Below are 26,109 nucleotides of genomic sequence, written 5' to 3' on the forward strand. Positions count from 1 at the left end.
GCCTTCAATTTTTTTCTCCTTTATCAAAAACTATGAGAAATACTTCCCGTCGGCTTCCATAAACCGCCCTGTGCGTACATAAAATAAGCTGTGGCACTATACTGCCACAGCTGCCACCATTCAGATATTAATTATCTCCTAATACCTTTTTTGCTTCGTCATACGAATCCATATGTATGTATATATCACACTTCATATTCTTACTATTGTCCAGGAACTTCAGTAAGCCTGAATGCGTTTTCCATTTTTCATAATAGGAAATATTATTCTTCCGTAAGACCTTTTCTATCTTCTTGCATTCTTCAGGTGATACATCCGAACGCAGAACCCGCTCATTCGTACCAAATTCTGCCATATTAAAACGCCTCTTTCTCATTTATTGTTATTAAATAATAACATATTGTTCATAAAAAATCCATATAAAATGACTTAATTATATAAACAATATTTTCCGTGTATGCACAGTCTGCAGCCTGTTTCCCGCATACATAATAAACGCCGGCCAAAGAATTAATCTTACAAGCCGGCGTCTGAGTCAATATAATATTATATTTGTATAAATCTACTATTATTCAACTGTGTAAATCCAGCCCTTAGGAGCTTCAATCTTACCCATCTGGATACCTGTAAGAGTATCGTAGAGCTTCTGGATTGTAGGACCCATCTTCTCCATTCCGCTAGGGAAACAGATTTCTTCGCCATGATTTACAATCTTGCCTACAGGTGAGATAACTGCAGCTGTACCGCAAAGACCACATTCAGCAAAGTCTTTAACTTCATCGAATAATACTTCTCTTTCTTCAACTTCAAGTCCAAGGTATTCCTTAGCAACATAAATAAGTGAACGACGTGTGATTGAAGGAAGGATACTGTCAGACTTAGGTGTTACAACCTTGCCATCCTTTGTTACGAATATAAAGTTAGCTCCGCCTGTCTCTTCAACTTTTGTTCTTGTTGCAGGGTCAAGGTACATATTTTCTGCATAACCTTCTTCATGTGCTGTAACAATAGCATGAAGGCTCATTGCATAGTTAAGACCTGCTTTGATATGACCTGTTCCGTGAGGTGCTGCTCTATCGAAATCAGAAACTTTGATTGTGAGGGGCTTAGCACCACCCTTGAAATAAGGTCCAACAGGTGTAACGAGAATTCTGAACTGATATTCATCAGCCGGCTTAACACCAATAACAGGATTACTACCAAACATATATGGACGAATGTAGAGAGACGCACCTGAACCAAATGGAGGTACCCATGCATCGTTAGCCTTAACAGTCTTTGCAACTGCTTCTACAAACTTATCTTCAGGATAAATCGGCATCTCAAGTCTGCGGCATGAGTTTGCCATTCTCTCAGCATTCATATCAGGACGGAAAATGACTACATGACCGTCTTGTGTTGTATATGCTTTCATTCCTTCAAAACATGTCTGTGCATACTGAAGCACGCCTGCACACTCGCTAATCACGACCTTATCATCTTCTGTAATGACACCGTCATCCCATGCTCCATCTTTGAAATTTGCAACAAATCTCTTGTCAGTCTTCATGTAACCAAAACCGAGATTTGACCAGTCAAGATTTTTCTTTTCCATCTTTATTACTTCCTTTCATAAAATACTTACACGTATTTTAATACGATACTATATTAAAGTCAACAACATTATCTGCTTAATTATTCCCTGTCAAGCACTGACTGATAAAATGTAAAATAGTCTTCTCTCTTGTCAGCTGTAAATGCAATGGCTGTTCTTGGATGCTGGTTCTGCTGTCCGGTAAGCATGTACTGCACATCACATCCCCATACAACACCTGATTTTTTCAGTGGAAGAATTCTGTTTTCAATAAACTTAAGAACAGGATTCAGGCTGTACTTAGGATTTCTTAAAAATCCCAGAAGGAGTTCCATATAGCAGTTTCCTGCCCCTCTTCCCATACCGCTCATTGTCGCATCAAGATAACTTACACCGAAGGCACATGCTTCAATTGTATTTGCAAATGCAAGCTGCTGGTTATTATGTGCATGAATACCAACTTTCTTTCCTGCTGCTTCTGCAACCTTAATGTACTTATCAGCATATCTTCTTATCTGTTCAGGGTAAAGTGAACCATAGCTGTCAACAAGGTAAATAACATCTGCCTTGCTCTTTGAAAGCAAATCAAGTGCCAGATCAAGCTCACTTTCCTGTGCAGTAGAAACTGCCATAATATTTATTGTTGTCTCATATCCCATATCAGCACAGTAATTAATCATCTCAACTGCTGCCGGGATAGTATTTACATATGTCGCAATACGAATCATATCAATTACACTGTCTTTTTTCGGAATGATATCCTTTTTATAATCAGTTCTTCCGACATCCGCCATAACCGAAATCTTCATGTCAGTATCATTATCACCGACAATATCTCTTATATCCTGCTCGTCACAGAACTTCCACTTGCCAAATTCATTCACGTCAAACAAATCCTTTGAAGCCTTATAACCGAACTCCATATAATCAACGCCTGCGGCAGCATTTGTTTTATATAAATCTTTTACAAATTCATCATCAAAATAAAAATTATTAACAAGACCTCCGTCTCTTATTGTGCAGTCAACAACCTTGATGTCTGGTCTGAACGAAATTAATTCACCTTTCTGTTGCATAAAAAAATCCTCCGTATGTTTTTGCTTTACCATGCGTATTTCACCATGACGCCTAATTTAATTTATACGTCTGTATTTTTCACTTTAAAGCGTTAAATTGATATAAGTATACCACTTTAAATCGAAAAGTCAAAACATTTATAAGCTTTTTTTATTAAAGTTGAAGTTTATTCTGCATAAGTTTGAGCATCTCTTTAATACCTGTAAGATATTCTCCAGCATTATTGTATTTCTTTTTTGTCACACGCCAGATAAACTGCGGCTGTGAACCGCTTACAAGCTTCATTGCCCCTCCGAAGCTGTCAATAAAATCCGGAATTGCCTCTGTATTTATTTCTGCCTTAGGATAAACTTTCATAACTGTCTTATAACAACCTGACGGTCCATCCTCAATAGTTCCTTTCATTTCCATAATTCCGATTTTATGAGCCATTGACTTAATGAGGGCAATATTTAAAAGATTAACTGCCGGTGTGCTTAATGAACCATATCTGTCTACAAGTTCATCTTTCATGTCGCTTAATTCTTCCTCGCTCTCAATAGCTGCAATACGTTTATAAATATCAAGCTTCTGATATTCACTTTTGATATATGTCGAAGGAATATAGGCATCCACAGACAAATCAACATTCGTTTCAAAACTATATTCGTTCTTAATTCCTTTTAAGTCATTAACGGCTTCATTTAACATTTTACAGTACAAATCATAACCTACTGCTGCCATGTGTCCATGCTGGCTCTTTCCGAGAACATTTCCCGCTCCCCTGATTTCAAGGTCTTTCATTGCAATCTTAAATCCTGAACCAAAATCAGAAAACTCTCTTATCGCAGAAAGCCGTTTCTCGGCGACCTCTGTAAGCATCCTGTCTCTTCTGTATAAAAGAAATGCATATGCCGTCCTGTTGCTTCTACCGACACGCCCGCGTAGCTGATAAAGCTGCGAAAGCCCGAATTTATCGGCATCCTCTATAATCATCGTGTTTACATTGGAAATATCCATGCCCGTCTCAATGATAGTTGTCGAAATAAGCACATCTATATCACCATTGATAAAATCGACCATAATCTTTTCAAGTTCACGCTTTTCCATCTGACCATGGGCAAATGCCACATTTGCCTGCGGAACAAGTTCCTGGATGTGTGCAGCCGCCTCATCTATGCTTCTGACACGATTGTATACATAATACACCTGTCCGCCTCTTGCAAGCTCTCTGTTTATCGCTTCGCGAATCATCTCGTCGTTATGTTCCGTCACGAATGTCTGAATCGGTACTCTGTCTACAGGCGGTTCTTCAAGCACACTCATATCCCTTATTCCGACAAGGCTCATGTGAAGCGTTCTTGGTATCGGTGTTGCACTGAGCGTAAGAACATCAATATTATTTTTCAGTTTCTTGATTTTTTCCTTGTGTGCCACACCAAAACGCTGCTCCTCGTCTATTATGAGAAGTCCGAGGTCTTTGAATTCTACATCTTTTGAAAGCAGACGATGAGTTCCTATAACAACATCGACAAAACCTTTCTTCAAATCAGCAAGCGTTTCTTTTATTTCTTTGTTGGTTCTGAAACTTGAAAGCTGTGCAACTTTAAGAGGAAAATTTTTCATTCTCTGCTCAAATGTATTGAAATGCTGCTGTGCAAGAATTGTCGTCGGCACAAGGTAAGCAACCTGTTTTCCTTCCTGTACAGCCTTAAATGCCGCACGTATGGCAACTTCAGTTTTTCCGTATCCGACATCGCCACATATAAGTCTGTCCATGATTCGTGTGCTTTCCATATCCGCCTTAGTATCAGCTATGGCATTAAGCTGGTCATCAGTCTCCTCATATGGGAACATTTCTTCAAATTCTTTCTGCCATACAGTGTCAGGTCCAAATGCATAACCCTTCTGGTTCTGTCTTATTGAATAAAGTTCCACAAGATCCTTTGCTATCTCCTCAACAGCTCCGTGAACCTTTGCTTTGGTCTTATTCCACTCGACACTTCCAAGTTTATTCAACTTAGGCTTCTTTTCCGTGTCTGATGCAGCATATTTCTGAAGCCTGTCAAGCTGTGTGGCAAGAACATACAGATTGCTGTTCCCGGCGTACTCTATCTTGATATAATCTTTTTCAACGCCCTCAACAGTAATCTTTTCAATTCCCTTGTATACACCAAGTCCGTGCATTTCATGGACAACATAATCACCGACATTAAGTTCGTTAAATCCGGCAATTGACCTGCCCTCGTATTTCTTCTTCTGCTTCTTTCTTGTACGGCTCGTAAATATATCATTTTCAGTAATGATTACAAAACCAATAAGCGGATATTCAAAGCCACGATGGATATTTCCATACGTAACCATAACAGTTCCCGGCATTATTTCTTTGTCATAATCCTCACTGAAATAGCTCTGCGTGCCCAGCTCCTCTAAATCTGCTACAATTCTTGCCGCCCTCGTTCTTGAATTGCACACAAGGACAACTCTGTACCCTGTTCTTTTATATTTATTAATATCATCTGCAAGATACTCAAAGCTGTTATTATAAGAACTTATGCTTCTCGCATCAATTCTCAGATAATCTGCCGGTTTTAACATTTTCGGCTTGTAATCAAGTGACGATAAAAGCATAAGCCTTGAAGACTGCATATTTTTGTAAACTTCTGCAATCGGACGCATAAGCTTTGTCTGGCTTGCAACGACATATCCGCCTTCAAGACGGTTCTTCATGCTCTCTTCATACTCATATGAGATGAGTTCCATTCTCTCCATAATCCTGTCCGGCTCATCAAGCACAAAAACTGTTTCATCTTTTGGAAAATAGTCTGTGAACCCTTCTATCTCATCAGTAAATGACAGTATAAATTTACTGTAATCTCTCGTTCTTTCAAAATCAGCATATGCATGTCTTAATCTGTTACATGCATCCATCTCCTGCTGTGTCTTTTTCTTCTTATCATTTCCAAGCGTAACAAGCTGCTTTTCAACTTCATCTTTTACTTTTTCAAATCCCGCATCTATTTCATCCTCAGATAAAATCCACTCTGTCGCCGGAAATACGTCGTATGTCTGTATTTTTTCAACTGAACGCTGGCTCTCCACGTCAAAAAAACGTATTGAATCGATTTCATCATCCCACAATTCAATACGCACCGGAGTCTCATCCGTATATGAAAATATATCTATTATTCCGCCACGGACCGCAAACTGCCCCTGTCCGTCAATCATCGGAACTCTTGTATATCCGATTCCTACAAGCTTAGAAATAAGCTTTTCCGTATCAATAATATCACTATTTTTAAAATGAATTATATTATCACGGTATCTTTGCAGCGGCATAAGCATATCAACACATCCGTCAATTGTAGTAATAACGGTAATGTTTGTCCTATTATCTTGTGCTGCAATAATTTTTTGTATACATCTTAACCGTTCACCCGCAAGCTGATTACCATGTACATCAGCACTGTAAAATATGAAATCTTTCGCAGGATAGTATATACTCGATTTATCAAAAAATCGTGAATCCTCCTGCATTTCGCGTGCTTTTGCCTCGTCACCCGTTATTATAAGACGAAATCTGTAATCATTTACGGCAGCATGAACAAGATGAATTTTCTGGGTATCTATGCAGCCGCTTATCATAACCGGCTGCCCTGTAACTTCAAAATCTTTCTTTAACTGTTCTATTCCCGCCAACTCAGAAAGCGGTGCATAAAATGTCTTCATTTATATAACTCCGTTATTTTATAAATTACTGTTTTTTGTATTAACAATATATTTACCCGTTATATTTATTCATGCCGCTTTCTATGCCTTCATTCATTATGCATGCAACGGCATCACAGGCTTTCTTTATTCCATTTTCCACATCAGCCTCAACCTCTTTCGGATATCTTGACAGAACCCAGTCTGCAAGATCCCATTCCTTTGGCTTGTCTCCGACACCAAATTTTATACGCTTAAATTTGTCACTTCCAAGCTGTGCAATAATATTTTTGATACCATTGTGACCTCCGGCACTTCCCTTTGCACGAAGCCTCAGTCTTCCGGGCTCAAGACTTATATCGTCAAATATTACTATTAAGTCATCAATATCTGCCTTATAATAATCCATAACCTCACGTATACATTCTCCTGAAAGATTCATATATGTGAGCGGCTTTACAAGTATTACCTTCTGACCGTCGATTATTCCTTTTCCGATAAGCCCTTTATGCTTAGCTGTATCCACATCTATATTATATTTATCAGCAAGTGCATCTATAACCGCAAATCCTGCGTTGTGTCTTGTACCTGCATATTCTTTTCCCGGATTTCCAAGTCCTGCTATTATATACATAAAATTAAACTCCTTCCCACCGCCGCAATAAAAAATCAGCTCAGATGAAATAGCTATTATAGCCATATTAACACCCAAGCTGAAATTTTTCAAATTAATGATGATTTTAATAATAAATCGGATTATCTTCAACTACAATAATAGGATCACCCTCGCCTACATATCGTGAATTTGCCTTTATTGTACTGCCGCTTTCAACGATACAATTCTCAAGATAGGAATTATCTCCGATATAAACATCGTTAAGAATAATACAATTCTTTACAACACTGTTGTTTCCGATATAAATCTTCTTAAAAAGAACTGAATTCTCGACACATCCGTTTACGATACATCCACTTGAAACAAGGCTGTTCCTTACTTCTGCACCAAAGTTATACTTAGCAGGCGGTAAATCCTCAACTTTTGTATAAATATCCGGATACTGTTTAAAGAAATAATTTCTTACATCTTTCTTTAAGAAATCCATATTAGTTTTGTAATATGAATTAACTGTTGAAATATTGCTCCAGTATGTATCAAGCTTGTACGCATAAATCTTTTTAAGATTCTTATAACGGACAAGGATATCTCTTACAAAATCATGGCGGTCTTCTTCTGCCGCTTTTTCGATAAGTTCAATAAGAAGTCGTCTTCTTATAATATAAATACCTGTCGAAACTGTTGAAAGATTAGTCTCCAAAGGTTTTTCATCTATCTCTGTGACACGTCCTTCTTCTGTCATTGATACAACACCAAATCTGTTAATCTCAGAGCGGTCTTCAAGCTTCTTTACAACCATCGTAATATCTGCTTTTTTCTCTATATGATACTCAAGGACTTTACCATAATCCAGCTTGTAAATACCATCACCTGATGCAATTACAACATATGGCTCATGGCTTGACTTTAAGAACTGAAGATTCTGATAAAGTGAATCTGCTGTTCCGCGGTACCAGTAGCTGCTGTCAGCTGTTATTGTAGGCGTAAATACAAAAAGTCCTCCCTGCTTTCTTCCGAAATCCCACCATTTTGATGAGCTTAAATGCTCGTTGAGTGAGCGGGCATTATACTGTGTTATAACAGCAACTTTCTGGATTTTTGAATTAGACATATTGCTCAATGCAAAATCTATGCTGCGGTAGCTTCCTGCAACCGGCATTGCTGCTATCGCTCTTTTATTAGACAATTCCTTCATCATCTTATTATTGCCGCCGGCTAAAATAATTCCTATTGCTTTCATACGTTGTCACCTGCCTTAATTATTACACCGCCTCCCACAAGTTCTCCATTCGGATAATCTTCTGGTTTTGTCTCACCTGAAACAGCTGTGTTTTTGCCAATCTTTACGCCGTCAGGAATAACTGTACATTCACCGATTGTAACAAGACCCGAATTGTAAATCTTAGGTTTAAGTACATTCTCTGCTTCCTCTCCGACACCAATCTCAACATTATCGCCGATAACAACTTCTTCCGCTATAATTGCTTTTTCAACTGATGTATTCTTTCCTATTACAGTATCCTGCATTATAATAGAATCCCTTACAACTGCACCTTCTTCAATTACAACGCCTGAACCTATTACAGAATTATAGACTTTTCCGTATATCTCACTTCCGTCACCTATAATACTCTTTTCAATAAAAGCATCTGATGATATATACTGTGGTGGAATCGCATCTGTTCTGGTATAAATCTTCCAGAACTCTTCATATAGATTAAATACAGGAATAATATCTATAAGTTCCATATTAGCTTCCCAATATGAATTAAGCGTTCCTACATCTTTCCAGTAGCCGTTATACTCATATGCAAAAAGTCTCTTATTATTTTCAAAACAATATGGAATGACATGCTTGCCAAAATCGCATTCATTCTGGTCTTTAAGTGCAATAAGTGCATTTTTAAGGACTTTCCAGCTGAATATGTAAATACCCATTGAAGCAAGATTACTCTTAGGATTCTCAGGTTTTTCCTCGAATTCTGTGATTCTGTTGTCATCATCAGTAACAACAATACCGAATCTTTTTGCCTCCTCAATAGGAACAGGCATTGCAGCTATTGTTATATCTGCATTGTTGGCCTTATGATAATCAAGCATTATCTTGTAATCCATCTTATAAATATGGTCACCCGAAAGAATAAGAACATAATCAGGATTATACTGCTCCATATATTCAAGATTCTGATAAATGGCATTGGCTGTTCCTGTATACCATTCACTGTTTGTACTCTTCTCATACGGAGGAAGCACCGTAACACCGCCAACATTGCGGTCCAAATCCCACGGAATACCAATACCGATGTGAGTGTTAAGTCTTAACGGCTGATACTGAGTCAACACACCAACTGTATCAATCCCTGAATTAATACAGTTGCTTAATGGAAAATCAATTATGCGGTATTTACCGCCAAATGCTACGGCCGGCTTGGCCATCTTTGATGTGAGGACTCCGAGTCTGCTTCCTTGTCCTCCTGCCAGTAACATGGCTATCATTTCTTTTTTAATCATGCTCTCACCCCTGATGCTAAAAATTTACTGTCTTATTAAGTTGTCCTAATTATATCATATTCAGACTTGTAAGTAAAAAGAATTTTTTATTTTTTTTTATTTTTTTCTTGTTTAAATAGACAATTCAAAAAATTCTAAACACAATTTTAATGCAATTATTTTATTCGAGAAAAATTATCTAAACAATTTTATTCCGGCTATTGACAAAAAGGTCATAATGTGTCCTTAAATTAGTTTGAAATTTTTCTCATTATGTTTATAATAATATTGGAGACTACATTATAATAAGTAATTTTTAAGAAAGGCAATTAATCTATGTATCATATTGATTTTAATAATCCTGTACATGTCCACTTTATAGGTATCGGTGGAATAAGCATGAGCGGTCTTGCACATATTCTCATAGGAAGACATTTTACCGTATCCGGCTCCGACAGCCACGAATCTGAACTTACAGATGCACTTGAAAAGGAAGGCTGCACATGTTCTTACAAGCAGGAGGCTTCTAATATACATCCTGATTATGATGTTGTTGTATATACAGCAGCTATTTCAGACTCCAATCCTGAGCTTGCACGTGCAAGAGAGCTTGGAATCCCTACCCTCACAAGAGCTGAGCTTTTAGGCCAGCTTATGAAAAATTATAAGGTTGCGGTAAATGTTGCCGGAACACATGGAAAGACGACAACTACATCAATGATTACAGAAATCCTTCTTGCCGGTAACTGTGACCCTACTATTTCTGTAGGCGGCATACTTCACAGTATCGGTGGCAATGTACGTGTCGGAAAATCTGACATTTTCGTAACTGAAGCCTGTGAATATACTAACAGCTTTTTATCATTTTATCCGACAATTGATGTAATTCTTAATGTAAAAGCAGACCATCTTGATTTCTTTAAAGATATTGACGATATCCGCCATTCGTTCAAGCTTTTTACAGAAAAACTTCCAAAAGACGGAACTCTCATTATTAATACAGATATTGATAACTATGAATATTTTTATAAAGATACAGACTGTGAAGTAATTACAGTCGGTTCAAATCCTGCGACAAGCCGTTACAGTGCTGCTGATATCGCATATGACAGTGCCGGCTGCTGCTCATATACACTTCTTATTGATAATAAGCCAAATGGCACAATAAAACTCGGTGTTCCGGGCAAACATAATGTATACAATTCACTTGCAGCAATTGCCGTTGCCATAAAACTTGGTCTTGACCTTGAAACAATCAAAAAAGGACTATGCGGTTTTTCAGGCACTGACAGACGTTTCCAGAAAAAAGGAACTTTTAACGGTGTGACAGTTGTCGATGATTATGCACATCATCCTGACGAGATTACAGCAACTCTTGACAGTGCAAAACATTTTCCACACAACAGAACATGGTGCGTATTCCAGCCTCATACCTATTCAAGAACAAAAGCACTTCTCGGTGATTTTGCAAAAGCACTTTCAGCTGCCGACATTGTCGTCCTCGCCGACATATATGCTGCAAGAGAAACTGATAACCTTGGAATAAGTTCAGCAGATTTACAGAAAGCAATCGGTGAACTCGGCAAAGAATGTTATTATTTCCACTCATTTGAGGAAATCGAAAAATTTTTATTAAAAAATTGTATCAACGGCGATTTGTTGATAACTATGGGTGCCGGAGATGTTTATAAAGTCGGCGAAGCCCTTGTTAATCAGTAATTTCTGAATTTTTATAAAAGTTGTCAACAAAGTTATCCACATTATCCACATGGATTATTCTAAGAATGGAATTTTCCGTGTGGATTTTTAGTTAATAAATTTTACAGGATTTTACACGTTTTTTACTATTTATCCACATTATCCACATTTTCCACCTGTATTTTTGTGGATATGTCGCCCTCTTTTATTTTTAAACGGGATATGCTAAACTGATTTTAGAAAATTTTGAAATGGGGATTATCATGAATAACTTATCTTTATCAACTATGAACAATACTAATACAACTACCGTTTCCAACGTGTTTATTGACGAATTCATGCCCCTTGCCAACGGTGAATTTACAAAGATATATTTATATCTTTTAAGATGTATTTCCAATGGAAAAACTAATATATCAATAGACTGTCTCGCTGATTTTTTCAATCAGACAGAAGCAGATATTATGTGTGCACTCCGCTATTGGGACAAGGCCGGTGTATTAATTGCATCAACTGATTCCACCGGCAGACAGATTACGGGAATTACCTTCTGCAACCTGGATTCTGCTTCAGGCAGCACTCCCGATAATTCATCTGCACAGCTTAATTCAAATCAGATGCCTTCAAACCATATACCTTCAAACCATATGCATGCAGAACAGTCTACTGATATATATAATGCAGCCGCTTCTGACACAGAAGTTCCTATTACACCGGATTCCAATGAAACATGTGACCCGCGTTCTGCATATACACCGAAACAGCTGGAAGATTTGTCTGAACAGGAAGATTTTTCAATGCTTTTATATGCAGCCCAGACTTATCTTGGTTCTGTCCTCAATTCGTCTGATGCCTCTGTAATCGCATATTTATACGACTCTTTACAGTTTTCTTCAGAACTCATTGAGTATCTTATTGAATACTGTGTTTCTAACGGTCACAAGAGCATGCGTTATATCGAAAAAGTAGCACTTGCATGGGCTGACAAGGGAATACAGACTGTGAAGCAGGCAAAAGCTGCATCATCAGGATACAACGATACCGCTTTTTCTGTTCTCGGTGCATTCGGAATAACTAACCGCACAGCCGGCAAAGTCGAACAGGATTACATCAAAAAATGGACTGATGTATACTGCTTTGATTCCGATATAATTGTTGAAGCATGCAACCGCACACTTAAAAAGACACATCAGCCTAGTTTTGAATATGCTGACAGCATTCTTTCACGCTGGAAAGATGCCAATGTAAAAAACACTTCTGACATAAAACGGATTGATATGGAATTTGAACAGAACCAGCAGTCAAGTGCTGTCAAGCGGAATAATGCATATAATAATGCAGTAAAAGCTTCCAATAACCGTTTTAATAATTTTAATCAGCGTAATACTGACATTGACAGTCTTGAAAGTGAATTAATAAGCAACAATGGCTGACTTACAGCCTGTTGGGAAAGGAATACCGTATGCCGCTAACCAATGCACAACATGATGCAATAATGCGTATATATGACGGAATACGCACTCACAACCGCCATATTCAGGAACAGCGTTATAACGAGATTGTTTCACTTATCCCTGAATATCAGAATATTGAAAATGAGATAATATCCGTTTCAATGCAGGCCGCAAAAGCCCGTATAAGCGGAAACAGCCAAGATTATACAAGTCTGCTTAAATCTCTCAATGACCAAAAGGCAAATCTGCTTATTAGTGCCGGTAAGCCTGCGGACTACCTGGATCCTGTATACACATGTGTGCAGTGCCATGATACCGGATATATAAACAGCCGCAAATGCTCATGCTTTAACAAAAAAGCTATTGACCTTGTATATCATGATTCCAATTTGAAGAATATTACCGATAATGAAAATTTTGATACATTTTCATATGAGTGGTATGACAACACAATACCTGACCCATCTAACGGGCTCACACCTTATCATAATATGCAGCGTATTGTTGACATATGTCACAAATTCGTTAATAACTTTGATAAGGAAGCTGCTAACATATTATTTTTTGGCGGCACAGGCACAGGCAAAACTTTTCTTTCCAACTGCATTGCAAGAGAGCTTTTAAATACTTCACACAGCGTTATTTACCTGACAGCAATTGAGCTGTTTACAACATTCCAGCGTCAGGACTTCAGCCGCTTCGGTGAAGATAAAGATTCTGATGCCAATTATCTTTCTGATTGCGACCTGCTTATTATTGATGATCTGGGAACCGAAGTTGGCAACACTTATACTAACTCCAAACTGTTCTATGTAATTAATGAGCGGATGTTAAAGAAGAAGAGTACAATTATTTCAACTAATCTTTCACTCTCGGAAATCAGGGATTCTTATTCCGAACGAATTTTTTCAAGAATAACAAGTTCCTATACAATATTAAAAGTTTTCGGAAGTGATATACGAATGATGAAAAAAACGGGACGAAAGCCCGGAAAGGCTTAAAATAAGTTTTTGCGAAAGTTGTTGACTTATTTTGCTTTTATGATTATATTTTAATATGGTTTTGTTACAATAACGTAATTTACAAACAAGGAGGATTTTATTATGCCACGAGACGAACGTCACACAGCAACTATCCCATATGGTACATTAGGAATTATTCCTTTGGCCAGCTGCACAAAAATGGGTGAAAAAGTAGATAAATTTCTTGTTGATTGGAGAGAACAGCGTGAACACGAAAACGAATCAACTCTAGCATTCAACGGTTACAAAAGAGACAGCTATATTTTAGATGCCCGCACACCAAGATTTGGTTCAGGCGAAGGTAAAGGTGTATTAAACGATTCTGTCCGTGGATCTGATTTATATATTATGGTAGATGTGTGCAATTACAGCCTTGAGTATTCACTCTGTGGATTCAGAAATCACATGTCACCTGATGACCATTATGCAGATTTAAAGAGAGTTATCGCTGCTGCCGGAGGAAAAGCAAGAAGAATTACTGTTATCATGCCATTCCTTTACGAGAGCAGACAGCACAAACGTAACGGAAGAGAATCTCTTGACTGTGCACTTATGCTTCAGGAACTCACAGATATGGGTGTGGATAACATCATAACATTTGATGCACATGACCCACGAGTACAGAATGCTATTCCTCTCAAGGGATTTGAGTCTGTATCAGCAACTTATCAGTTTATCAAATACCTTCTTCTTAATGTGGACGACCTTCACATTGACAGTGACCATATGATGGTTATCAGCCCGGATGAAGGCGGTACAGGCCGTGCCGTATACTTTGCTAATGTTCTTGGTCTTGATATGGGTATGTTCTATAAGAGACGTGATTATACAAAGATTGTAAACGGACGTAATCCTATCGTTGCTCACGAATTCCTGGGAAGCAATGTTGAAGGAAAAGATGTTATTATTATTGATGATATGATTTCTTCTGGTGAAAGCATGATTGATGTTGCATCTGAACTTAAACGCCGTAAAGCCAAGAGAGTATTCTGTGCTACGACATTTGGTCTTTTCACAAACGGATTCAAGAAATTTGATGAAGCTTATACAAACGGAATTATTGATAAGGTTCTTACAACAAACCTTGTATACCAGCCTGAAGAACTTCTTTCTAAGCCATGGTATATCAATGTTGATATGAGCAAATATATCGCTCTTCTTATCGATACATTAAATCATGATTCATCAATCAGCAACCTTTTAAGCCCTGTTGAAAGAATCCAGCAGCGTGTAAAAGAATATAACGAATTACATTATAATAAATAATTATTTAGGGGTTTGGCACTTGATTAGTACCAAACCCCTTTTTTTACCCTGCCGGTCTGTCAGGATCTCCACTTATTGGAACATCTATGTCTCCTCCACCGCCGCCTGCCGGTTTATCCGGGTCACCAATCGACGGAGCGTCCCATTCACCAGGTGGATAAGTAGGTTTCGTTGCCGGCAAAGTTGCACTGCCTCCCACACTACCATTTCCTCCGTTACTTCCAGTACCGCCTGTTGCCGTTGTGCCACCATTAGCCGGAGTTGTGGTCTGCGGCTGTGTTACAGGCTGCTGCTCTTCAGTTGTTTCCTGTATGCTTTCGGTCTCAGCTTCTGTCGCTGACTGTGTCTCATTCTGTCCGGAATCCGAATAAATACTTATCTCTCTTCTAGGCAGGTTCTCATGTACCTGTGTCATATACTGTTTAAAAATATATGAGGCACTGTTATGCCCCTGAATTTCTTTTGGATAATCAAAGCCTATCCACACTGCTGTTGTATAATACGCACTATATCCACAAAACCACATATCTTTATTAGAATTAGTTGTACCTGTTTTTCCGGCTATAACCGCGTTACCCACAGCACCTGCTGCACCGGTTCCATCCGGTTCAACAACCGCTTCAAGAATACCTGTCATCATCCTGCTCGCATTTGAATCATAAACACGCATTCCCCTATCAGCTTCATTAATGACAATCTTGCCATCTGCCCCTACAATTCTTTGTATACATGTTGCTTTCCTGTATATGCCATCATTTGCAATTGCAGCATAGCCTCCTGCCATCTCTTCTGTTGTTACACCATATGTAAATCCGCCTAATGCTGCCGCAGTGTAATCCTTATCATACCACACTTTTTTAAAATCCATATTTAAAAGATATGCCGCACCTGCTCTTGGAGTAATTTCCTGATATATTTTCCATGCTATTGTATTTTTTGAAAATTTCACGGCATCTCTTACAGTCATTTCACCCCAGTAACCTCCATCAGAGTTAACCGGTCCACCTTCTATCGGCTCATCAACAACTATAGAATCTGCAGTTTTGCCACGCATAAGATATGGCATATATACTGAAAGCGGCTTAATTGCACTACCAGACTGCCTGTAACTCTGATATGCCCTGTTCAACGTATATCCGGCTTTCAGATCCTGGCTTCTTCCTCCGACAATCGCCACAACATTTCCCGTTGAATTATCAATCGATACAGCCGCCCCCTGCATCTTATAAATTCCGTCATCAGACACCTCTGTATATCCTGCAAGGTTATCGTCAACAGCCTGCTGAAGTTTATTCTGCAAATCCATGTCAAATGATGTATACACAGTATACCCTCCGCTAAGAAGCATCTGCTGGCATCTTGTATAATATGTATCATACAATGAATCGTAGCTTTCCTCATCTTCTTTAGATGAAAAATTATCACGAAAAGAAAACCCTGTCGATTTCATAAGTGATTCTGTAGCACAATGTCTTACATATGTAACAACTGAATTGTCTTCTTTTTCCTGTTCAGGCTGGTTCAAAACGATATTTTCGCCTTTTGCCATATAATAATCCACATAACTTATGTAATCAGCCTCATACATCTGCTGTAAAATAAGGTCACGCCTTTTTAATGTCTTATCAAATCCTGTCAACGGATTGTATTTTGACGGATTATTAGGAATCGCAGCTATAAAGGCCTGTTCCGACAATGTAAGCTGTGAAACACTTTTGTTAAAATATCCTTTTGCTGCAGCCTCAACACCATAATACCCATTTCCAAAATAAATATTATTAAGATAAAATTCCAGAATCTGCTCTTTTGAATATTTCTTTTCCAGCCCCCACGCAATAAATATTTCCTCAATTTTTCTCTGCCATGTTACTTCCTGCGTAAGAAAAATATTTCTTGCAAGCTGCTGTGTTATTGTACTCGCACCCTGGGCAATTTCATTACTCTTCTGGTTTACAATTGCTGCTCTTACAATTGCTTTGTAATCAATTCCGTCATGATTATAAAAATCCCTGTCTTCCATTACAACAAATGCATTATCGAGTGTTAGCGGAATATCACTGAAATCGACATAATACATATCTTTGCTGCTTTTAATCTTGCACAGTTCGTTCCCATTTGTATCATATACAAGCGTCGTCTTACTCTCTTTAAATGTACTGGCTGTGCTTGAATCAACAAATGCCTTTGCAATCCTGCTCATGCGTAATATTGCAAATGCCTTAGGACCGGCATAAATGCCGCCTGCAATAAAAATAACTGCTAATATGCCAAGGATTACTCTTTTAACCATTTTCTTTTTCTTATTTTTCTTCTTTTTTGCTGCCATATGCACCTCTGTAACTTACATATTGACCTTTATTTCTTATAATATGTCACATAAATATTGCCAGCCTGCGTAAATAATTTTGTCGCATTCGCCTGCGTCTGTGTTACTTCACTTCCTGTTGAAGCATCAATATATGTCACATTTGCTGTATCATATGCTGTTATTACAACATAACCATCGTCAGTCTTTGCTATTACAGGTTTTCCATCACTTACAAATGACAATGCATTTTCAAATGAAATACCTTTCAAAGTCAGCCTTGTAAGATTCTTATCGCTTCCCATAAAGCTTTCAACAGCATGTGAAGCTGCCGCATATGAATTGCCATATGATGACGATAAACTAAAGCCTTTTATCATATATGAAGATGTCTTAAATCTCTTCCAGATAATATTATTTTCTCCATCATAAACATTACCGTAATTACCTGCCGCCGCAATAATTGCTTTATCAGCATCGTCATATGAGCTATAATATCTGCCTTTTCCTATAACATTATAGCGTTCACATGTACCGATATGAATATCATTAATATCAATCGTCCTGTTTTCCTTATACTCAACAGAACCTGCAGCTCTTGTTATGACCGAGTCAGGCTTCCCACCGCCTTTTGGAAGCACAATAACCTGTTCTACTTTTCTTAATGAAGTAGATATTATATCAAATGATGCATGCTCACTCGTATTATTTTCATCTTTATTGATAAGCTGGTCTACTGAAACAGCCGAATAACCCGAATCACTCTTAGCAACTCTGTCAAGATTAATTCTTAATCCGTCAACGTTCGCACTGCTTACATATACTCCATCCTGCTCATATTCTTTTATAAGTTCATAATCTTCATTCATTATGCAGACTTTATACATCGGAAATGTAGTAATACCATTTTCATCATTTATAATATCAGTGCTGTGTGCAATACCATATATAAAATCTGTATTAACATATCCGAGAACCATAAGCTTATCGCCGGGCGGTGCATCTATTGTATAATCATTGGTTCTCTCCATATTAAATACCCTGATGCTGTCAGTATTATAAAGTTCTCCATTGGTACTGTAAGCTATTATCCGTCCGTTTCCTGAAACTTTATATGTGCCTTTAGACATTTTATCAATAGCTGTCATAACTTCCCTGCTGTCCAGCGAAATTGAATACATTGTATCATTTAAAACTATATAAAATGATCTGTCATCACTGACATAAGCCACATCTCCGACAGTCTCACACAAAGCTTCATATGACATATTTACCGGAATAAACAAAAGCTCTTCTGTTTCATTTGAAACATAATTATAACTGTAAAGTGAAACACCTGTTGCACCTTCGTGTATACCCCTGTTCATGTATCCATATACAATAAATTGTGCATTTCCATCTTCTGTGACATCAAGAATCTTAATTTTATGTCTTTCATAACGCTCTCTTATGTTATCTGTGTCATCAGAAGCAAATGCAAATACTTTTGTAAATGTATTGCTGCTCTTGTCATAACACCAGAGACTTCCCTCATTTTCAAAATATGTGTAATTATTCTTGTCATCATCCATCAGTTCTATATCAGAATCAGGCTGTATTCCGAGATTGATTTTTCCACTTGAAAGCAAATCATTCCTTCCGTCGAATACCTGATTTGATTCCCTCTCAAAATTAAGAAGATACATTGCTCTTGTCGTTTTTCTTATTCTGTAATATTCATGAACTGTGTATGTGTCATATGAATCATTATCATTGCCGGCACCAACCGTGTAATCTATTGCAATAACCGCAGTATCACCATCAGACTCATACAGCGACGGTATGATATTACTTTCGATAAACGGATGCAGATCCCCCCATCTTACCTGGTCAAGACTGTTATAAATATTAATCTTTCCATAATTTGAATTGTCAGCAGATGCAGTTGTCTCAAGATACTTACTGATCTCATTAACATTTGATGCATCATAAGTATTTTTGTTAAATTCTATTACATAATCAAGTTTTTCCTGAATACCATCGCTCATTCCACTCACAACGGTAGTATAGTAATATACATTTTCATGATTTTTCGTATTTAGCGTAATCTCAAGAATATACTTAACTTCATCTGAAATAAGATTCTTTATGTTAAGCACAGTCTCCACTCTTGACGGTGAACTGTCAAAGTTTTCAACTTTCGTACTCTCGATAAGCGACATATCTCTTGAATCTCTGATTTTGTATGATATTGAGGATACACTTTCACCATATGTATCAATTGCAATAGCAAGCTTTTTATCTGACGGAAGCAGTGTAAGATCCGTTGAAAGCCTTGAATAATCAACTTCACATGTATATCCATGCATTGCATTATAAAGTGTTCCTGCTTCTGTCTTTGCCATGACAACCGGAAGTGTTGCTTCTGACATAAGAACTGATGCGGCACTCTCCGTCTTATAATGCATTGATATAAATGTCACTATAGCAGTAACCATAAATATTATGACATATAATATATATTTTCCTGAAAAACTTTTATTTTTCATAAATTACACCTTTCTTATAAAAGTTTGTTAAGCGTCAGGTCAAGATTAAGCTCTGACTCCATCTTTTTAAGCTTTTCTGCCGCTTCCCGGTTCTTCTTTCCTGTATAGACAGCCCTTATCAGAAGATTTTTTGGTGTATGTTCCATATCTATAAACTCAAGAATCTGAGTCTGGTATCCGTTTGCCTCAAGAATGTCAGCTCTTATTGCATCTGTAAATATTGCTGCCATCCTCTCTTTCAAAATTCCATACTTGAATACCGGAGATAAGAGTTCTGATTTAATCTGTCCATTTGCTTCATGCTGACAGCATGGAACTGACAATATAACCTTAGCACCCCATTTTACCGCTTTTCCAAGTGCATAGTCTGTTGCTGTATCACATGCATGGAGTGTTATAACCATGTCAACATGTTCAACATCTTTAAATGAAGCTATGTCTCCTACGTGAAATTCAAGCTTTTCATATCCATATTTCTTTGCAAGCCTGTTACATTCTTTTATAACATCTTCTTTTAAATCAAGACCTATTATCCTTATATTCATGCCTTTTAAAACTTTAAGATAATAATATACTGCAAATGTAAGATATGATTTTCCACATCCGAAATCTATTATTGTCTGTTCTCTTGTACTGTCAAGTTCCGGCAGTATATCCTCGATAAACTCAAGAAATCTGTTAATCTGGCGATATTTATCATATCTTTGATTAACAATTTTACCCTCTTTTGTCATTACTCCGAGGTCTACAAGAAAATCCACCTTTTTGCCTTCCTCGAGAATATATTTTTTATTTCTGTTATGTGACAATTCTTTCTGGCATCGTACTTCACAGCTCTTTTTGTACTTAATTGTCATATTTGAATTTTTTCCTGATAAAACCTGTGCATCTGCATCAGTCATCTTAAACTGTGCCTGCTTAAAATTATCAGTCATCATCTTTTCTATATAATTCCTGACATCAGCTTCACTGTAATTGTCATGGTAAACTTTTGTCCCTTTGTATTCAGATACCTGAAATAACAGGTTGTTTTTTATTATAACAGGACGAATCTTCACTTTTGATACCTCATCCTGCGATTTATCTTTTCTTCCGCTTATAGTCAAATCAATTAAATTTTTATTCAGACATTTATCAAATAATTCATGTAAATTCATATGCGTATTTATCTCCATTTCAATGTACATACTCTTTTATATTGTAATCCGTTCAGTAAAAAACCGCAATATAAAACAATTTTTATATCTATATTTTATATCTGTGTTTTTATACTTTTTTATTTAAAAATCCTGATTATTCATTGGAGTTGAAAAATAGACACAGGTGACATCTTTTATTTCATCATAATTTACCGAAATACACACATTGACTTTCCCTCTTCCGACATTAATATACTCATCTATTTCATCATCATAACCATAAATTACATATAAATCATCTGTTCTGTTCTGCGTAACAATTTTTGCTCCCACTTCTCCAAGCAGTGAATCTGCAAGTGCATTTTTTTCCTGAATATCAAGTTCACCATTTATTTCACCTTTAAGATTGACATTTACAGCAGATGTCATTTCAAGGTCTTTTAAAATCTGCTTTACAATTTTTTCGTATGTAAATGCTGATTCAATTCCATTTTTTAATGTAATTCCGATATAAATATACTGCTTATCCTCATCATGGGTTATAAATTTCAGGATAACATCACCATTGACAGATGTCTGGCTCAAAGTCTTAACTGAATTATACTCCTCATCCACCAAATCACTTATCATATAGTGATTTATCCCGATTTTTTCTGCAATATTCTCTAAAATAAGTTTTTTGGCACTATCAGATATGCTGATATCACCATATTTTCCATATGCACTGACTGATGATGACACATCTGAATATGTCTGCCTTCCAAATGCACTTATAATTTTTTCTTCACCACTTAAAGCACTTTCTGAATATAATATGTTGATTGCAGTTATAGTCCATAATGCAAGTGCTATTACTATTGCTATTTTCTGAAAAGGATATTTTATTTTCTTTTTACCACCACCCGTTTCAAGTTCTCCTCTTATACTCATTTTTATATAACAAAATATATCTTTTAACATAAAAACCTCCCTGAAGTGATAATTGGATTATTACCACTCCCGGGAGGTTTATTCATAAAATTAACTGTATTATTAATCTACAGCATTAATTCTGGCAAGTGAACGCTTGAGTGCCATCTCGGCTCTTACAATATTTACATCTGCATCGCTGCTCTTTAATCTTCTCTCAGCACGTACTCTTGCTTCGTTAGCCCTGTTTACATCAATTTCTTCAGGCCACTCGGCAACTTCTGCAAGCACATTTACCTGTGACTGCAAAATTTCGATTATACCACCATGAACAGCAGCTTTTTTAATGCCTTCATCAGTGTGTATTGTCATAACGCCCGGAACAATTACAGCTGTGAGCGGAATATGTCCAGCATATATGCCAATATCGCCTTCACTTGTAGTCAATTCAAGCATTGTCACATCACCGCGATAAAATTCTCTGTCAGGTGTGTTGACTATTAGCGTAAATCTATCTGCCATATATGCTCCTTTCAGGCTTTATTAACCTTAGCAAGAACATCGTCTATATTTCCGCAGTTAAGGAAATATCCCTCAGGAATATCATCATATTTACCTTCAATGATTTCTTTAAAGCCCTGAATTGTCTCACTAATAGGCACATATCTTCCTTCAAGACCTGTAAACTGGCCTGCCACAAAGAATGGCTGTGAAAGGAAACGCTGAACTTTTCTTGCTCTTGATACAACAAGCTTATCATCTTCTGAAAGTTCATCCATACCAAGAATTGCAATAATATCCTGTAATTCCTTATACTTCTGTAAAATCTCCTGTACCTGACGTGCAACCTGATAATGTTCTTCACCAACAATTCTTGGGTCAAGAATTCTTGATGTTGATTCAAGCGGATCAACAGCCGGATAAATACCAAGCTCTACAATAGAACGGGAAAGAACTGTTGTAGCATCAAGATGTGCGAATGTTGTAGCAGGTGCCGGGTCAGTTAAGTCATCGGCCGGCACATATACAGCCTGAACAGATGTGATTGAACCATTCTTTGTAGATGTGATTCTCTCCTGTAATGCACCCATTTCAGTCTGAAGTGTAGGCTGGTAACCTACGGCTGAAGGCATACGTCCAAGAAGTGCTGAAACTTCTGAACCGGCCTGTGTAAATCTGAAAATATTATCAATGAAAAGAAGCACATCCTTTCCACCTTTATCTCTGAAGTACTCAGCCATTGTAAGTCCTGTAAGACCTACTCTCATTCTGGCTCCAGGTGGTTCGTTCATCTGACCGAATACCATTGTTGTCTTTTCGATAACGCCTGATTCCTTCATTTCATAGTAGAGGTCATTACCCTCTCTTGTACGCTCACCAACACCTGTGAATACTGAGTATCCACCATGCTCTGTAGCAATATTTCTGATAAGTTCCTGAATAAGTACCGTCTTACCAACACCGGCACCACCGAAAAGACCTATCTTACCACCCTTCTGATAAGGACAAAGAAGGTCAACTACCTTGATACCTGTTTCAAGCATCTCTGTAGATGTTGACTGGTCTTCAAATGCCGGTGCCTTTCTGTGAATCGGCATATATTCTTCTGTCTCAGGTACCGGCTTGTTATCAATCGGATCACCGAGTACATTAAACATTCTTCCCAATGTGTTCTCACCAACAGGAACAGATATTGGAGCACCTGTAGCTTCTGCATCCATTCCTCTGACAAGACCATCTGTCGGTCCCATGGCAATACATCTTACTGTATCATCACCGAGATGCTGGGCAACTTCGACAACCAGACGCTCACCATTACTTCTTGTAATGTTAATCGCTGAGTTAATCTCTGGCAACATCTCATTCTGGAATTTTATATCCAAAACGGCACCGATAATCTGGGTAATTTTACCTATATTTTTCTCTGCCATTTAATCTAGCCTCCATATTTTTATTCGATAGCATTAGCGCCCGCAATAATTTCAGTAAGCTCCTGCGTAATAGATGCCTGACGGGCTCTGTTGTACTTAAGCGACAGAGTTGAAATCATCTCTTCTGCATTGCTTGTTGCACTATCCATTGCCTGCATTCTGGCACCATTTTCACTTGCAACAGACTCAATAAGTGCACCATAAACCAGGCTGCATACATACTTGGGAATAATCATATCAAGTGCTTCTTCCTCGCTTGGTTCATATGTCATAAGTGCTTCACTTCCGTCTGTTTCATGTGCGGCATCATCTGCCTCTACAGGAAGCAGTCTGATTAACTGAGGTTCATGCACAACTGTATTTTTGAATACTGTATATGCAAGATAAATTTCTCCTACCTCACCATCTGCAAATGCTGAAAGCACATCATCACAAATTTCTTTCGCATCTTTGTAAATAGGGTCATTAATTGCTTCAGAATAATCAGCTTTTATTTCATATCCTTTTCTTTCAAGCAATTCACGTCCTTTTTTACCGACAGCATATACAACGGTATTTTCCTTAGTAAAACCTTCATCAATAATCATTCTGGTTATATTGGAATTGTAACCGCCGGCAAGACCTCTGTTTGCAGTAACCACAATTACAGCTTTTTTGTCAGATTCTGACTCTTTAAGATACTTATGGTTAATGTGTCCTGACTTTGCCAGAATACTTTGGACTGTCTCATACATCAAATCGAAATATGGTTTTGTATTCTCTGCCCTTCCTTTAGCTTTTTGCAGCTTAACGGTGGAAACGAGTTTCATGGCTTTAGTTATCTGACCGGTACTCTGAATCGAGTCTTTACGTCTTTTTATGTCTCTCATTGAGGCCATAATCCATTACCTCCATCCACTGTTTTATTTAAATGTCTTTTTAAATGCTTCTATAGCACTGATAAGCTCTTTTTCTGTCTCTTCATCAAGTACCTTTGTCTCTTTGATTTTCTCCGGTATCTGAGGATATTTAGTATCAATAAACTCAAATAATCCATCCTGGAAATCTATAACTCTGTCTACATCTATGTCAATAACATATTTCTTTGTAACGGCATAGATGATTATTACCTGATATTCAACCGGCATTGGCTTATACTGTGGCTGTTTAAGCATCTCTCTGATTCTTTCACCCTGTGCAAGAGTTTCCTTTGTATCAGCATCAAGTTCTGAACCAAACTGTGCAAATGATGCAAGCTCTCTGTACTGGGCAAGCTCTGTACGAATAGGAGCCGCAATCTTCTTCATAGCCTTAATCTGTGCAGAACCACCAACTCGTGATACTGACAAACCGGCATTAACAGCTGGTCTGAAACCTGAATTGAACATCTCTGTCTCAAGATAAATCTGTCCATCTGTAATTGAAATTACATTTGTAGGAATGTACGCAGATACATCTCCTGCCTGTGTTTCAATAATAGGAAGTGCTGTAAGAGAACCTCCGCCGTACTCATCTGACATTCTGGCAGCTCTTTCGAGAAGTCTTGAATGAAGATAGAATACATCACCAGGGTAAGCTTCACGTCCTGGTGGTCTTTTAAGGAGCAATGAAAGTGTACGATATGCAGCAGCATGTTTGCTCAAGTCATCGTAAACAACTAAAACATCCTGTCCCTGTTCCATCCATTCCTCACCAATTGCACATCCTGAATATGGTGCAATATACTGTAATGGTGCAAGCTCACTTGCTGTAGAAGCTACAACTGTTGTATAACTCATAGCACCATTTTCTTCAAGAGTCTTAACTATGTTAGCAACTGTAGACGCTTTCTGTCCAATTGCTACATAGATACATTTTACGTTCTGACCTTTCTGGTTGATAATTGTATCAACCGCAATAGCTGTCTTTCCTGTCTGACGGTCACCGATAATAAGCTCTCTTTGTCCTCTTCCGATTGGTACCATGGCATCAATAGCCTTAATACCTGTCTGAAGTGGTGTATCAACTGATTTTCTTGTAATAACACCTGATGCAACTCTTTCAATCTGACGGAACTTATCTGTATTGATAGGTCCTTTTCCATCGATTGGCTGTCCGAGTGCATTAACAACTCTTCCTATAAGTGCATCGCCAACAGGAACCTCAACTACTCGTCCTGTTGTCTTTACTGTATCTTTTTCACTGATATTTCGTGAATCGCCGAGAAGAACTGCACCAACATTATCCTCTTCGAGGTTCAATACCATTCCGTAAACCCCGCCCGGGAATTCAAGCAGTTCACCCTGCATTGCTTTCTCTAGTCCATGTATACGTGCAATACCGTCCGCAACCTGAATTACAGTACCTACATCTGATACTTCAAGGCCTGTAGCATACCTTTCAATCTGTTCTTTAATAACAGAACTGATTTCTTCCGGTCTCAAATTCATTAGACT

At 37.8% G+C, this 26,109-nt stretch carries 19 protein-coding genes; 4 read left to right on the top strand and 15 right to left on the bottom strand.

What is annotated here, in order from left to right; genetic code table 11:
• Positions 1-127: 127 nt before the first annotated feature.
• The 7 genes from H8S01_RS02305 to H8S01_RS02335 form a co-directional block, all read right to left on the bottom strand.
• Positions 128-355 (bottom strand): hypothetical protein, encoded by a 228-nt coding sequence (locus tag H8S01_RS02305; protein ID WP_021865167.1) that lies wholly within the window; start codon positions 353-355, stop codon positions 128-130.
• Between the two features lie 213 nt (positions 356-568).
• Positions 569-1,594, bottom strand: a complete 1,026-nt coding sequence (locus H8S01_RS02310; RefSeq protein WP_186836031.1) for a branched-chain amino acid aminotransferase — start codon at positions 1,592-1,594, stop codon at positions 569-571.
• An 80-nt stretch (positions 1,595-1,674) separates the two neighbouring features.
• On the bottom strand, positions 1,675-2,649 hold the full coding sequence (locus H8S01_RS02315) for an aldolase catalytic domain-containing protein (RefSeq protein ID WP_021865169.1): 975 nt from the start codon (positions 2,647-2,649) through the stop codon (positions 1,675-1,677).
• A gap of 154 nt (positions 2,650-2,803) precedes the next feature.
• Positions 2,804-6,358, bottom strand: a complete 3,555-nt coding sequence (gene mfd, locus H8S01_RS02320) for a transcription-repair coupling factor (RefSeq protein WP_186836032.1) — start codon at positions 6,356-6,358, stop codon at positions 2,804-2,806.
• A gap of 52 nt (positions 6,359-6,410) precedes the next feature.
• Positions 6,411-6,971, bottom strand: coding sequence for an aminoacyl-tRNA hydrolase (pth, locus tag H8S01_RS02325; protein ID WP_021865171.1), 561 nt, complete (start codon positions 6,969-6,971; stop codon positions 6,411-6,413).
• A 106-nt stretch (positions 6,972-7,077) separates the two neighbouring features.
• Positions 7,078-8,193, bottom strand: coding sequence for a glucose-1-phosphate adenylyltransferase subunit GlgD (gene glgD, locus H8S01_RS02330; protein ID WP_186836033.1), 1,116 nt, complete (start codon positions 8,191-8,193; stop codon positions 7,078-7,080).
• On the bottom strand, positions 8,190-9,464 hold the full coding sequence (locus H8S01_RS02335) for a glucose-1-phosphate adenylyltransferase (RefSeq protein ID WP_021865173.1): 1,275 nt from the start codon (positions 9,462-9,464) through the stop codon (positions 8,190-8,192). Before H8S01_RS02335 ends, glgD begins: the two co-directional genes overlap by 4 nt.
• 315 nt (positions 9,465-9,779) lie before the next feature.
• Between H8S01_RS02335 and murC the strand changes: the two genes are divergently transcribed.
• From murC to H8S01_RS02355, 4 genes are all read left to right on the top strand, one after another.
• On the top strand, positions 9,780-11,162 hold the full coding sequence (gene murC, locus H8S01_RS02340) for a UDP-N-acetylmuramate--L-alanine ligase (RefSeq protein WP_186836034.1): 1,383 nt from the start codon (positions 9,780-9,782) through the stop codon (positions 11,160-11,162).
• A 242-nt stretch (positions 11,163-11,404) separates the two neighbouring features.
• Complete coding sequence (locus H8S01_RS02345) at positions 11,405-12,574, top strand: DnaD domain protein (RefSeq protein ID WP_186836035.1); 1,170 nt, start codon at positions 11,405-11,407, stop codon at positions 12,572-12,574.
• Positions 12,575-12,603: 29 nt separating this feature from the next.
• On the top strand, positions 12,604-13,596 hold the full coding sequence (locus H8S01_RS02350) for an ATP-binding protein (RefSeq protein WP_186836036.1): 993 nt from the start codon (positions 12,604-12,606) through the stop codon (positions 13,594-13,596).
• 102 nt (positions 13,597-13,698) lie between these two features.
• A complete protein-coding gene (locus H8S01_RS02355; RefSeq protein ID WP_021865177.1) occupies positions 13,699-14,883 on the top strand; it encodes a ribose-phosphate pyrophosphokinase in 1,185 nt (394 codons plus the stop codon).
• A gap of 43 nt (positions 14,884-14,926) precedes the next feature.
• Here H8S01_RS02355 and H8S01_RS02360 read toward each other — a convergent pair whose 3' ends face one another.
• The 8 genes from H8S01_RS02360 to atpA form a co-directional block, all read right to left on the bottom strand.
• Positions 14,927-17,209, bottom strand: a complete 2,283-nt coding sequence (locus tag H8S01_RS02360; protein ID WP_243204176.1) for a transglycosylase domain-containing protein — start codon at positions 17,207-17,209, stop codon at positions 14,927-14,929.
• Between the two features lie 29 nt (positions 17,210-17,238).
• Positions 17,239-19,716, bottom strand: coding sequence for a hypothetical protein (locus tag H8S01_RS02365; protein ID WP_186836037.1), 2,478 nt, complete (start codon positions 19,714-19,716; stop codon positions 17,239-17,241).
• A 14-nt stretch (positions 19,717-19,730) separates the two neighbouring features.
• The gene (locus H8S01_RS02370; RefSeq protein WP_186836038.1) at positions 19,731-20,873 is read right to left on the bottom strand and encodes a class I SAM-dependent methyltransferase; all 1,143 of its coding nucleotides are present in this window, start codon (positions 20,871-20,873) and stop codon (positions 19,731-19,733) included.
• Between the two features lie 123 nt (positions 20,874-20,996).
• Positions 20,997-21,815, bottom strand: a complete 819-nt coding sequence (locus H8S01_RS02375) for a YwmB family TATA-box binding protein (protein WP_186836039.1) — start codon at positions 21,813-21,815, stop codon at positions 20,997-20,999.
• A 72-nt stretch (positions 21,816-21,887) separates the two neighbouring features.
• Entirely contained in the window at positions 21,888-22,286 is a 399-nt protein-coding gene (gene atpC, locus H8S01_RS02380) for an ATP synthase F1 subunit epsilon (RefSeq protein ID WP_021865182.1), read from the bottom strand.
• A gap of 11 nt (positions 22,287-22,297) precedes the next feature.
• On the bottom strand, positions 22,298-23,695 hold the full coding sequence (atpD, locus tag H8S01_RS02385) for a F0F1 ATP synthase subunit beta (RefSeq protein WP_021865183.1): 1,398 nt from the start codon (positions 23,693-23,695) through the stop codon (positions 22,298-22,300).
• Between the two features lie 20 nt (positions 23,696-23,715).
• A complete protein-coding gene (atpG, locus tag H8S01_RS02390) occupies positions 23,716-24,573 on the bottom strand; it encodes an ATP synthase F1 subunit gamma (protein WP_186836040.1) in 858 nt (285 codons plus the stop codon).
• A gap of 24 nt (positions 24,574-24,597) precedes the next feature.
• Complete coding sequence (gene atpA / locus H8S01_RS02395; protein WP_186836041.1) at positions 24,598-26,103, bottom strand: F0F1 ATP synthase subunit alpha; 1,506 nt, start codon at positions 26,101-26,103, stop codon at positions 24,598-24,600.
• Positions 26,104-26,109: the final 6 nt, after the last annotated feature.

Source organism: Lachnospira hominis (ex Liu et al. 2021), assembly GCF_014287955.1.
GTDB lineage: Bacteria > Bacillota > Clostridia > Lachnospirales > Lachnospiraceae > Lachnospira > Lachnospira hominis.